Annotated in this window: 15 protein-coding genes and 1 pseudogene; 14 read left to right on the forward strand and 2 right to left on the reverse strand. The window is 41.0% G+C overall.

The window, feature by feature from the left end:
• Window positions 1-159: 159 nt before the first annotated feature.
• The 7 genes and pseudogenes from ACYVLS_RS09925 (at window position 160) to ACYVLS_RS09955 (ending at window position 3,246) form a co-directional block, all read left to right on the forward strand.
• Entirely contained in the window at window positions 160-543 is a 384-nt protein-coding gene (locus tag ACYVLS_RS09925) for an alpha/beta fold hydrolase (RefSeq protein WP_460324086.1), read from the forward strand.
• 4 nt (window positions 544-547) lie between these two features.
• Window positions 548-1,096, forward strand: a complete 549-nt coding sequence (locus tag ACYVLS_RS09930) for a hypothetical protein (RefSeq protein ID WP_460324088.1) — start codon at window positions 548-550, stop codon at window positions 1,094-1,096.
• Window positions 1,060-1,302, forward strand: coding sequence for a hypothetical protein (locus ACYVLS_RS09935; protein ID WP_460324090.1), 243 nt, complete (start codon window positions 1,060-1,062; stop codon window positions 1,300-1,302). Before ACYVLS_RS09930 ends, ACYVLS_RS09935 begins: the two co-directional genes overlap by 37 nt.
• A 37-nt stretch (window positions 1,303-1,339) precedes the next feature.
• The gene (locus ACYVLS_RS09940; RefSeq protein WP_460324092.1) at window positions 1,340-1,537 is read left to right on the forward strand and encodes a hypothetical protein; all 198 of its coding nucleotides are present in this window, start codon (window positions 1,340-1,342) and stop codon (window positions 1,535-1,537) included.
• Window positions 1,538-1,552: 15 nt separating this feature from the next.
• Window positions 1,553-1,864 (forward strand): annotated as a pseudogene (locus ACYVLS_RS09945) (DUF998 domain-containing protein); the annotation flags it as partial.
• 35 nt (window positions 1,865-1,899) lie between these two features.
• Entirely contained in the window at window positions 1,900-2,451 is a 552-nt protein-coding gene (gene thpR, locus ACYVLS_RS09950) for an RNA 2',3'-cyclic phosphodiesterase (RefSeq protein ID WP_460324094.1), read from the forward strand.
• A 36-nt stretch (window positions 2,452-2,487) separates the two neighbouring features.
• Window positions 2,488-3,246 carry a class I SAM-dependent methyltransferase gene (locus ACYVLS_RS09955; RefSeq protein WP_460324096.1) on the forward strand — a complete coding sequence of 253 codons (759 nt, stop codon included), beginning with the start codon at window positions 2,488-2,490 and terminating at the stop codon, window positions 3,244-3,246.
• Window positions 3,247-3,315: 69 nt separating this feature from the next.
• Here the strand turns inward: ACYVLS_RS09955 and heR are convergent, their stop codons facing one another.
• Window positions 3,316-4,098: a heliorhodopsin HeR gene (heR, locus tag ACYVLS_RS09960; RefSeq protein ID WP_460324098.1), complete on the reverse strand. Its 783-nt coding sequence runs from the start codon at window positions 4,096-4,098 to the stop codon at window positions 3,316-3,318.
• Window positions 4,099-4,377: 279 nt separating this feature from the next.
• Between heR and ACYVLS_RS09965 the strand changes: the two genes are divergently transcribed.
• The 7 genes from ACYVLS_RS09965 (at window position 4,378) to ACYVLS_RS09995 (ending at window position 10,595) form a co-directional block, all read left to right on the forward strand.
• The gene (locus ACYVLS_RS09965) at window positions 4,378-4,572 is read left to right on the forward strand and encodes a YwbE family protein (RefSeq protein WP_460324100.1); all 195 of its coding nucleotides are present in this window, start codon (window positions 4,378-4,380) and stop codon (window positions 4,570-4,572) included.
• A gap of 212 nt (window positions 4,573-4,784) precedes the next feature.
• Window positions 4,785-5,876: a hypothetical protein gene (locus tag ACYVLS_RS09970; RefSeq protein WP_460324102.1), complete on the forward strand. Its 1,092-nt coding sequence runs from the start codon at window positions 4,785-4,787 to the stop codon at window positions 5,874-5,876.
• Window positions 5,877-5,892: 16 nt separating this feature from the next.
• Window positions 5,893-7,116, forward strand: a complete 1,224-nt coding sequence (locus ACYVLS_RS09975) for an NADH:flavin oxidoreductase/NADH oxidase family protein (RefSeq protein ID WP_460324104.1) — start codon at window positions 5,893-5,895, stop codon at window positions 7,114-7,116.
• A gap of 26 nt (window positions 7,117-7,142) precedes the next feature.
• Window positions 7,143-7,892 carry an alpha/beta hydrolase gene (locus ACYVLS_RS09980; protein ID WP_460324106.1) on the forward strand — a complete coding sequence of 250 codons (750 nt, stop codon included), beginning with the start codon at window positions 7,143-7,145 and terminating at the stop codon, window positions 7,890-7,892.
• A 141-nt stretch (window positions 7,893-8,033) separates the two neighbouring features.
• Window positions 8,034-8,936 carry a M15 family metallopeptidase gene (locus tag ACYVLS_RS09985; protein ID WP_460324108.1) on the forward strand — a complete coding sequence of 301 codons (903 nt, stop codon included), beginning with the start codon at window positions 8,034-8,036 and terminating at the stop codon, window positions 8,934-8,936.
• Window positions 8,929-10,239: a CapA family protein gene (locus tag ACYVLS_RS09990; RefSeq protein ID WP_460324114.1), complete on the forward strand. Its 1,311-nt coding sequence runs from the start codon at window positions 8,929-8,931 to the stop codon at window positions 10,237-10,239. Before ACYVLS_RS09985 ends, ACYVLS_RS09990 begins: the two co-directional genes overlap by 8 nt.
• Before the next feature lie 77 nt (window positions 10,240-10,316).
• On the forward strand, window positions 10,317-10,595 hold the full coding sequence (locus tag ACYVLS_RS09995; RefSeq protein ID WP_460324110.1) for a DUF1294 domain-containing protein: 279 nt from the start codon (window positions 10,317-10,319) through the stop codon (window positions 10,593-10,595).
• Window positions 10,596-10,676: 81 nt separating this feature from the next.
• Here the strand turns inward: ACYVLS_RS09995 and ACYVLS_RS10000 are convergent, their stop codons facing one another.
• The gene (locus tag ACYVLS_RS10000; protein WP_460324112.1) at window positions 10,677-11,681 is read right to left on the reverse strand and encodes an EAL domain-containing protein; all 1,005 of its coding nucleotides are present in this window, start codon (window positions 11,679-11,681) and stop codon (window positions 10,677-10,679) included.
• Between the last annotated feature and the right edge of the window lie 242 nt (window positions 11,682-11,923).

The following is an 11,923-nucleotide window of genomic DNA, read 5'->3' on the forward strand; positions in this document are numbered from 1 at the left end:
GACTATCCGAAGACATAAACCGAACGTATTTTCGAATACGTGACGGTTTAGTTCAGTGAACCCTTTTTTATGAAATTAGGTTGTCTATTTATAATCTATTCTCTTGACTTACCACCATAATGCTTACTGATGAAGGAACTGCTGAAAGCAGAAGCTCAGATGGAAACTAATGAAATCAAGCACATGCTTAACTATATGAAAAACAATAAGTCAGCAACCAGGCAGTTTAAGCAGTTCATAGAATCACTCACTCCGATGAGTGCGTTTTACCCTGGGATGATGAATGAGCTGGATAAAGCGGCCAAACCGGATTCTATAAACTGGCAGCAGATAGACTGTCCCGTCCTGGCTGTGCACTCGAGTAGTGATAAAGATGTAAATTATGCCCATCTGTTGCGCATAAAAGAAAAGTTACCCCAAAGCGAGACAATGACAGTGAAGGCGGGAGGGCACTTTGTATGGTGGGGAAAAGAAGGCAATGAAGTGGTCAAAAAAACAGACTGTTTCCTGAAAAACATCAATGCTAGTGAGAGAAAGAGGTAGGCTCATGAGAAGTGAAGGAGAAATCAGCCCCATGCCTTTATGGCAGTCACTGCTGTTTTTTGGCATACCGACAGTTATCTTTACTCTGAGCATTTATGGAGGGATGCCTTATTTGGGACAGCAAGGGGTAAGTCCGCTGATAAATTACACAATAACGTTAATGGGACCGGTCATTATATTGTTCTTGTCAGCATTCGCTGCATTAAAGCTGGAGGGTTATCCACTGAAGTGGGGAGCCATTAGAAAAAGGTTTCGTCTAAAGCCATTGTACAGAAAAGAATGGGGCTGGGTAGTGGGATTATCGCTTGTCATGCTGTTTGGAAATATTGTTCTTATACCTACTCAAACGTGGCTTTTATGTCATATACCTATTCCCTTACCGGCTTATCTGCCGTCTACACTGGATCCGCGCATCACCATAAGCGGAGTACCACCCGAATTTTCCTCAAACACACTGCTATCGATTATACTATTCCAAGTAGTATTTCTTTTTTTCAATATTTTAGGAGAAGAGTTATGGTGGCGTGGGTATATTTACCAAGACAGGAGTTAACGTATGGGAAGAAAACGTGGCTAGTACACGGACTGCTGTGGACGCTCTTTCATAGTTTCTGGTGGTGGAACCTAATCCTGCTTTTGCCTGGGGCACTGGCTGCTGCCTATGCTGCGCAAAAGCTGAAGAATACGACTGTCATTATTGCTGCTCATCTTTTAATCAATAGTGTGGGTGGGATTATTGTTATGTTGTTGACTGGGTGAAAAAACTACGCTGCATCTCTTTGAAAGGTGGAGTAACATGAGGAAAATATTGGTAGGACTGGGGACATTGGCTGTCCTGCTTTACGTCAGCCATGTGATAATTGGTGGATTATTGTGGGATACTTACAGTCATTCGGATCGTCCAATTAGTGATTTAACAGCTAGTGGAGCACCAAACCGTGGACTCTTAAGTGTATTGACAGTTCTTTATGCAGAGCATTTCTCTCTTATATAATTTTTTCCTCAGGATCTACCAGGCAGTGACTTGACATTTAGGGGGCTCATGCACATTGCCATAACCATCCTGATTATTACGCTAACCATACTGTCACCTGTTCTAGTTGGACTGGGTTTGAGAAAAACAAAGTGTTTTTACGTTTACAGTTATTTTTCTCTGGTAATTGGCTTAGTTATTTTACTTTCAGGGGCACTTGCAGCCATCTTTATTGCAAATGAATGGCCTTACTTTGGTGTGGTTCAGAGGATTAATATTGGGAGTCTTCAGCTCTGGATGCTGGTGACCAGCTTAAAGTTATTAGCTGTGAATGCAGAAGCTGACTAGTTTAAATGTGAAAGTTCTATATAGGAGAATCAGATATGAGAGTTTTTATAGCAATTGAATTGAGTGAGAAGGTCAAAGGGGAATTGAGTTCAATCCAGCAGTCAGTAAAAAAGGCAGCTCTATCAGGTCGTTTTACATCAATAGATAATTTTCATCTGACGGTGCATTTCATAGGTGAAGTCAATCAACAAGAATTGGATGAAATTAAATCTGCTATGGACAGGACTGCAAGTCAGACGGGTCCTTTTCAGTTAAGTTTAAGCGAACTGGGCTCCTTTAAAAAGAAAAACAAAGAAATTGTTTGGGTAGGCGTAAATGGGAATGTGGAGGCCCTTCAGCAATTGAACAAAGACGTTCTCAAAAATTTAAGCACTTCAACACTGACAGATATAGAAATAAATTATGTGCCGCACCTGACCTTAGGCAGACAAATAGTGTTAGCCTCATCATTAAGTGACTTAAATGAAACAATAGGATCTTCTAAAACAGTCATACCCGTCGACTCACTGAGTTTGATGGAAAGCAAGCGAGTGAACAATGAGTTAGTGTATGAACCGATTTACAGGGTCAAGTTAACTGACAAGTGATTAAAGCTGTAAGTATAGATTGAAAGGATTGATAATATGCGTTCTTCTGAAGAAAAGTTGGCTGAGTCTCTTACTGCCGAATCGGTGGACCTCCTGCCCCATCTGCCGTATTTGCTGCAGGATTTATGGGAGCTGGGATCCTCTCCCGATGATATGGTGGAACTGATAACGAAACACGAGGTGCTTACACCTGAGTCCAGCGTATTGGATCTGGCCTGCGGGAAAGGAGCAGTCAGCATTAAGATTGCTAGCGACTTTAACTGCAGGGTTAAAGGAATTGATATGATGGAGGCGTTTATTCAAGACGCCCGTAAAAAATCTGTAGAGCATGAGGTTAGTGAGTGTTGCACTTTTGAAACAGCAGATATTACAACTCTGGACTTGAGTGCCGAGCCCGCAGACCTAGTCATATTCGGAGCAGTAGGAGACGTATTGGGTGAACCTCCTCAGATGCTCAGTTACTTGAAAAGGGCTGTAAAATCTGACGGCTGTCTTCTTATTGATGACGGCTACGCGTTATCAGAAGCATCTGATTACTACTCTAGAGAAGTCTGGCTTAAATTCTTCGAGCAGGCCAATATGACTCTTCTGGATGAGAAACCTATAGAAAAATCCGATTTGATTTGTCTGTGTCAGGAACAGATTGCTTATATAACAAAGCGGGCAGAGGAACTGAAACAGGCTCATCCAGAAAAAAGCAAGCTGTTCGACAGCTACGTCAGCAGTCAGAAAGCAGAATGTGAGGAACTCGAAAACGATATAACTGGAGTGACCTTTCTAGTTAAAGTACATTAAAAAAGCTGCCAGTCCTTGTGAGATAGAAATGTATCCTATCTGACAGAGTCTGGCAGCTTTATTTAATTATTAGGGCTGCATGACTCCGGCAAAGGCCAGCCAGGCCAAAACGGACTTGGCTACCAGACTCAAGATAATGTAGCCCCGTTCACCATACAAATAATTTTCCCATTTTCCGATTTTTTTATACTGTAAAATCATATTGATTGGGAACAAATTAAAGAAAACAAAGTAACTGCCGACAATGGCGTAGACAAACCAAGGAACTTCTGCAGGATTGGAGTTACCGAAAGCATACATCAAAATGACTACCCAAGGAGCCAGACCGGCTATCGTTCCGAAAATAAACGGCTTCCAGTTGACTTTTTTCGTATAGGAATTGATTTCCTCCATATCCAGACCAAATAAGTTCATGGAGGCATTGACAACAATAATTAAGATAAGAGCTCCAATATCATAGACTCCGAAAAGCAGTGCAATAAGCATAATCATTAAAGACGAACTTAAGGCATATTCATACCATCTGAATCGGTTCATTCCTCTTTCCAAGTCACGGTTGTAAATACGATTGCCCCATGGACTGACAATGATGAAGTGAGCCAAAGCTGATAGGAACAGAAACATGGAGACCATTATTCCAAAAGGCATGTCAAACACGTGTCTCGGCTCAGTTACCAGGCGCATCTGAGTTTCATCGAATGTAAGAAAATAGGAGAGGACTGGAATACGAAAGTCAGCAATGCGATCAATAAACAGAGCAAACCCCAGCATAAGCAGTCCTTGAAGCAGGTGTAAACCACCCATAATGGTATTGAATTTTTTCAAGGAAGAAAAGGTAATATCTTTTGACATAACGAGCACCTTCTTTCATAAAGTGAGAAACGACAATGTGTGCTAAGCCTGCCCTCCTAACATATCATTATGGTTAAATCCGCTGGAAAATAAAGACTGTTATCATACTTTATTTTACCATAGACAACTTCAAAACCCTCTATATTAGTATTTAACACTCATTTATTAAGGCTGTTAGGTAGTTTTATTGGTATTGATTGAAGTGACAGACATATTATCTACATCTGATTAAGTATGTTAAACTGATAGAGATAAAATAAGAACTTCAGGAGGATATATATGGACGGTAAAAAACGCTCGGATATTAAAGTAGGCTCTAAAGTAAAAGTGGTAAAAAAAGAGGATCAGAGAACAGGTAAATTGACAGAAGGTGTGGTTGCCCGTATATTGACCAACTCAGCTACACACCCTCACGGGATTAAGGTGAAATTAGAAGATAATGTAGTAGGCAGGGTTAAAGAAATAGTCAGCTGATTGATTAGACACTATCAATTTATAGACAAACCTTTTAATACAGAACCGGTCGGATTAAAGTTTAATCTGACTTTTTTACTAGTGAGACGTTAATTCATTCTAATAGGCTTCTGTTATAACTTTTTTGTAGGAAAGAGTATAATAGTGGTGAGCATGACAGCCATCTAAAACTGTAAAAGGCTTTTTTCTAGATCAAAAGGATGTGAAGGTTAATGAATGACACACTACTGATTAACCCATTTAGCATAACGGTTGAACCTATGCAGCGACTACTGCTTGTCAACTTCTCGAAAGATCCGGATGATTACTATATTGGTTTTGAACCTCAAGTGTTTAGTGCCGATGAAAATAATGAAACCTATGTCATTATTGGATGGAGACGGGATGGGAAAGTGGATGTCTACTATCAGTCACTTTCTGATGTGGTGGATAAAGAATATAACCATACTGGAAAAGGTCTTTCAGAAAAAAATAAAACGAGTTTTCCCGTAGCCTTTTTTACTGTTACCCAAAAAGGCGTGACAGCAGCCTTTCAGTTTACTGATAAGTACAATAGAAAAATTACAATTAAAATCAGTGAGAACCATTCAAGTGACACACAGCCTTTCAGTCTTCTCGCGCCAATGGGGATGGCTAGCGAAAAACCGACGACTTTTCCTTTGATGCTTTTATACGATTTTTATTTTGTCAGAAAAAAAGGCGCTGAACTTGTCGTAAACATAGCTGGGAAAAAGCATAAACTGGACATGCTGCCCATTCCGATTGATGGCAGTCGAATGACCTTTACTCGGTACAGCAGTAGACCACTGATAGCTTATCTCAATCCAGCTCTGGATGATTATTTAGGCACCATCAAGTTAAGTAGTAATCAGAAGGAATTCAAGTCGGGACACAGCATCCTCACGCTCGAATGGAATAAGTCTATACCCTCAATTAAAAAAATAACTCAACTCAATCCAGTCTATCCAATTGCTCTCACCTTTTCGCCTCCTTTTCCCAATATCGCTTCTCTTAAAAAAAATGAGTATAAAGAAGGCTTATTTACCCTCACGTCCCATCCATCTGTTGGGAAGATTATCGGCAATTACTCAGTAATAAGAAAAGGGAATGAAATAAAAGTGAAGTGCTCGCCATCCTCAGGGTGGCTGCCTGTAGAGAATAAATGGGAAGTGAAAATGCTGTATAAGGTGGCACCCGTGTTTACACATTGGCCCAGAACATACGAGTGGACTGGCTATATTACAGAACGTAATCGATTGAATTATTACATGCACTCAAAATGGAAAAGAATCGATATAAATTAAGGAGAGCCTCTGATACATGATTAATTTGACTATAGATAGTCCTCTTACCTTGCCAAATGGTGAGACTATTAAAAATCGCTTGTTCAAATCAGCCATGAGTGAAGCTCTGGCGGAAAAAGGAAATAATCCAAATGAGCACCATCAAGCACTGTACCGAAAGTGGGCGGAAGGCGGAAGCGGGCTTGTGGTGACCGGTAATGTAATGGTAGATCGTCACGCTTTAGGAGAACCCGGTAATGTTGTTTTGGATGCAGCATCTAACCTGACAGAGTTCGTCAACTGGTCTAAAGCTGGGACGGTAAACCAGACTAAGCTCTGGATGCAGTTGAACCATCCAGGACGTCAGGCACCTAAGTCAATTTCCGCTCAACCCGTTGCCCCGAGTGCAGTGCCGTTTGATTCAAGGTTGAAACATTTCTTCAACCCCCCACGTGAGCTGACTAAAATAGAAATCGCTCAACTGATTGACAAGTTTTCAGAAGCGGCCCTCTTGGCGAAAGAAACAGGATTCAGTGGTGTCCAGATTCATGGAGCCCACGGTTATTTAGTCAGTCAATTTCTGTCGCCTCTTACTAATAAACGAACAGATGAGTTCGGTGGTGATTTAGAGGGGAGGATGCTGTTTCTAAAAGAAATCTATTTGGAGATGAGACGTAAAACAGGCGAGACCTTTCCGATTGGTTTGAAACTGAATATTTCGGATTTCACTGAAGGGGGTTTCGATGAAAAAGACTCCCTTCAGGTGATGCAAAAAATGTCTAATCTGGGTTTGGATTTAATCGAAATTTCAGGAGGAAATTATGATAATCCTGAAATGTTTACCCCTTCTTCTGACAAAGAAGTATTTTTTGCTGATCATGCGAAAGGAATCAGACATCAGCTGGATGCATTGCTGGTTATAACAGGCGGGTTTCGAAACTTATCAACAATGGAAAAGGCACTCAATTCCCATTATACTGATATGATAGGCTTGGCAAGACCGCTTGCCTTGAAACCGGAATTGGCCAATGCATTAGTGTCTAGGGAAGTAGACAAAATTGAATTGCCTCGGTTGACTACAGGTTTGCCTTTGATTGATAAAAAAATAGGCGGTATGATTGGAATCAGCTATTATGAACAACAGATGGCTCGAATTGCAGAAGGAAAGAAGCCTGAACTGTATAGAAATGCCTGGAAACCCATTTTGAAAACTCTCAAGGCGCACGGCTTGCGAGGGCTCATGCCTAGACGTTCAAAATAATAATTACAATAAGGGAAGCAGTTAAAATGAAAATACTGAAAAAAAATTGGAAAATAATCACAGCAGGTTTGCTCATTCTAATACTAACGCTTGCAGGAGCTCTTTTGTTCTATATTAATTTAAATACGTATCGTGCAATGCCGGAAGCAAGAAGTTTACTGACACTGGAAAATGTGCATCAAGAAGACAATTGGATTAGGATTGATCCCGAAGGTTACTCACAGTCCATCGTCCTGTATCAGGGAGGTCTGGTCGAAGAAGAAGCCTATCTGCCCTTAGCAGTCAAATTAAGCGAAGAAGGGTACCGAGTGTTTCTCCCTTCCCAGCCTTTTAATTTGGCTATTTTAAATGTGTCCATTTTTGAGGATATATATAACGAATATAATGAAGACGAGCAATGGTGGCTCGGCGGGCATTCTCTAGGAGGAGCAAGTGCCTCAATTTACGCATCTGGAAACGCTGAACTTCTTGATGGTATTATTTTTATGGCGGCTTATCCAAGTGCCAACAGTGACTTGTCGGCTTCAGCTTTGCCGGTTCTCTTTATTAGCGGCTCAAATGATGAGATAGTTGATCAAGAGCGATACATTGAAGCTGGCGAAAACTTACCTGACCTTACAGTAAACACAGTTATTGAAGGTGGGAACCATTCCTATTTTGGTTACTATGGCTTCCAGTCAGGTGATGGAGAAGCTAGAATAACCAGAGAAGAACAGCATGAAGAATTAGTGACACTAATAAATGGGTTTATAGAAGAAAACAGCCCTGAAGACTAACGAAAATAGTAATGTGACTGAATTTTGTTAATTTTTTATAGAGAATACACAAAATGGTGTATTAATGGTACTATGTTTAGGACTACTGATCTTATCGTGAAAAAGTAGTCAAGTATATATGCTTTTTAAGGAGACTACAAATTGAAATTGAATAAAAGATTACTTTCAGCAAGTATAATGATGAGCTTTTTAGCATTAGCCGGCTGTACTGACAATACTGACACCACTCAGGATAGCCAACCAGAAGAGGATTCAGTTGAGGAAGGCTCATTGCCAGATGAAGATAATTATTCGAATGAAGATCAAGAGAAAGAAGAAAGCAACGCTGAAGACGGTGCTTCAGAAGAATCGGATAACTCATCTGAAGCTGAAGACAGCATAGAAAATGCAGACGAGGATGAAGCAGAAGAGACTGAAGAGACTGTGTCAATTGACATGGAAGAGGACTTGCTAAGGCCCGACAGTGTTAAAGCACTGGTGAATAAACAGTATGCCTTACCGGAAGACTATGCTCCAGAAGATTTGGTAACCGTAGAGGTGCCAACTGTTTTGGAAAACCCTGAAATAAGACAATTGAGAGAAGTTGCATCCGATGCCCTCACTGACATGTTTGCGGCAGCTGAAGAAGAGGGAATTATTCTTCATGCCCGTTCAGGGTACAGATCCTATCAGACGCAAGTCCAGTTGTTTAACAGTTATGTAGAAAATCACGGGGAAGAGGCGGCAAACCGTTACAGTGCAAGACCGGGTGAAAGCGAACACCAAACCGGACTGGCGATGGATGTCACAAGTGAAAGTGCCAACTATCAGTTGTCAGAAGCGTTTGGGAGTACGCCCGAAGGTATTTGGGTTGAAGAGAATGCTCACGAGTTTGGGTTCATTATCAGATACCCTGAAGGCACAGAAGACATAACCGGTTATCAGTATGAACCGTGGCATCTTCGGTATTTTGGAGAAGAACTGGCAGCAGATATTTATGAATCAGGCTTAACTTATGAAGAATACTTAATTGAAAGAGGGATAGATATTGAAACCGGTGAATAATAGAAAAAATAGTATAATGAAGTGGGTAGCTTTGATCATAGGCTTTGCCATCATACTTGTCGCCGCAACTGCCTTTGCGATTAACTTGGCACAGAATGATTCAGAATCAGCCAATGGTGTAGATTCGGAAGAAAACGGCCAGACAGCTGAGACAGATAATGGTGAAGAAATAAATGAAGATGACTCAGCTGAAGGCGAAGATACTGCGGATGATAGTGAGGTCGTAGAAGAAGAGGAAGAAGAAACCTTTATTGATATACGTCTCTCAGCTGTCGGAGATGTCATGGGGCATGGTGCGCAGCTTGAAAGTGCCTACGATGCGGAAACCGACACGTATGACTTTACCTCTGTTTTCGAAGATATCAGGCCTCACATCGAAGGTGCAGATATAGCGATTGCCAATCTTGAAACGACTTTAGCGGGAGACTCGAGACCCTATATTGGTTACCCTTTGTTTAATACACCGGATGCTATTGTAGATGCTCTGGATTATGCTGGTTTTGACACCGTCATTACCACAAATAATCACAGTCTGGATACACGAGCAGAAGGTCTGAGAAGAACGGTTGAAGTGATTGAAGAAAAGGGGCTGGACCCTGTTGGAACTTTCTCGGAAGCTCCAGAGTCACATGTATTCTACAAAGATGTCAACGGCATTAAAATCGCCATTCTTGCCTACACTGAGCACTTGAATGGACTGGAAGCACAGTATTCTGATCAGGAACTGAATGACATGGTAAATATGATTAGTGAGGAACGTATTCTTGCAGACATTGAAGAAGCGCGCGAAGCGGATGTTGACATTATGGTATCCTACCTGCACTGGGGTCAGGAATATCAGCGCGAACCAAATGAGTATCAGCGGCACTATGCTGAACTGCTGACACGTGAAGGTGTGGATATTATACTGGGGAGCCATCCTCACGTCATTCAACCTACAGAGTTTCTTGAAGTGGATGGCAATGAATCGTTTGTAGCGTATTCCTTAGGGAACTTCGTTTCCAATCAGCGTAGAGAAACATTAGGTGAAGCAATGGCGCCTACTGAAGACGGTGTGGTCATGCACATTGATATTCAGAAAAACGAACAGACTGGAGAAACAACGGTTCAGAACGTTGATTATACAGCAACGTGGGTGTATAGAAACAGACATGAAGGAAATCAGAACTACACCTACCGAATCCTTCCTGTAGAAGACCATATGGAAAATGAAGAATTCAGTGAAGACTTCCGAAACCGTATGAGAAATAGTTATCAAGAAACTACTGACAGACTGAATATGGAACAGTCTGACAATGACTAACATAATGAGACCACTTTAATTAAGTGGTCTTTATTCATGCGTAAATCTCAAATTGATGAGGAAGGATGACCAATCTGATGTCACTAAGTTTTTGGCAGTCAGCATTGACTGTTGTATTTGTGGTTTTAAACATAAGGACTCTATGGCTGTTTTATAGTGATAAGAAACGTTCTGTACGAAAACAATACAGAATTTCAGAAAAAAAGCTTTTATTATCAGCAGCTATGATGGGTGGTATGGGCGCATGGGCAGGCAGTATTCTATTCAGACATAAAACGAGAAAGCCTGTGTTTCGCTATAGTCTCCCATTCTTTTTTATCGTGACGACAGGGGTGTATCTGCTGCTCGTCTGGTAAGTAAATAACTACAAAAAACGACTCGGTCTGATTAAACTCGCCTGAGTCGTTTTTTGTCGTCATTATAATAATTTTTATTCGTTAAAATGCCGGCAAATCAATTTTTATAGTGTCCAGCGGTTCAGGCTCAGGTCGTCCGAAATAGTAACCTTGAAAGAGCTGATAACCGTTAGATTTAAGCCATGTAAAGTCTTCACTATTCTCAACACCTTCGGCAAGTGTAATCGCCCCATACTCTTTAGCTTTTTCAAGGAAGGCGAGAGCCACTTTCTGCCTTTCAGTGGAGGTACTGACTCCTTGGACGTATTCCATATCCAGTTTTACATAAGGCGGCTTCAAATCAGACAGTAAATCCAATGTGTTGTAACCTGCACCGACGTCATCCAGAGCGTAACTGAACCCATGAGTCTGGTAGTAGTTTAAAATCGATTTCAAATGAACTGTATCGGCTATCTTTTCAGTTTCCACTACTTCAAAAACGAAGCGGTCACTTTTAATACTTAACTGATTTGCTACTGCTGTAGTTGTTTTCAGGCAGTATTCCGGATTATAGATAGCTGTAGGAATAAAATTAATGAAAGCTTTCTGGTGTTCGGGAAGCTTTTTCACTTGCCGGACGCCTTGAATGCGACACAAGCGATCGAGTGCAAAGGTGCGTCCTCTCAGCTTCGCGGCTGGGAATAAGACGTTGGGATAAACCATATTCCCCTCAGCATCTTTAAAACGGGCAAGCATTTCATAGCCATAGATGGTACCGTCAGCTGTAATGATGGGCTGAAAATACATTGTGATATTTGTTTCTCTTATAATTGAATCGACCCAGGAGGCCTCTCTGTATTGTTCTAATAGTTCTATTGGGTGCCACTCTTCAGTAGGAATTTTAAAGTACACAGAATCAGTCAGTTGCATGGCTTTAAGAAAATCAAGCAAATCGGCTGCGGCTTGTTCATCCACAGCAATAACATTGCCTTTATGTTCATATGTATAAGATATGTGGTCAAAATGATCCAGTACTAGGGACTGAATTTTCTCGGGAATTTTGAGAGATACCCACTGTTTACTCATGCTGCAATTGGGACAGGACATACTGCACCTCCATGTTTTGTTAATTATATCTTAACATATAAAGTCGTAATTGACGGTAAAAGCGATAAAATAATTATAAAAAGAACCCCTGCATGCTAGTTGTAAATACCAGCACGAGTCAAGTCCATAATATTGTGTAAAATACAGTACACTGTTTTCGTGTCTTAACCTTGCGGTCAAAATTGAATATATTTTCGAGTTGAACTTAGCCAGTCTTCGTGACAATCAATAAGAACTGCACC

Source organism: Alkalibacterium psychrotolerans, assembly GCF_054784355.1.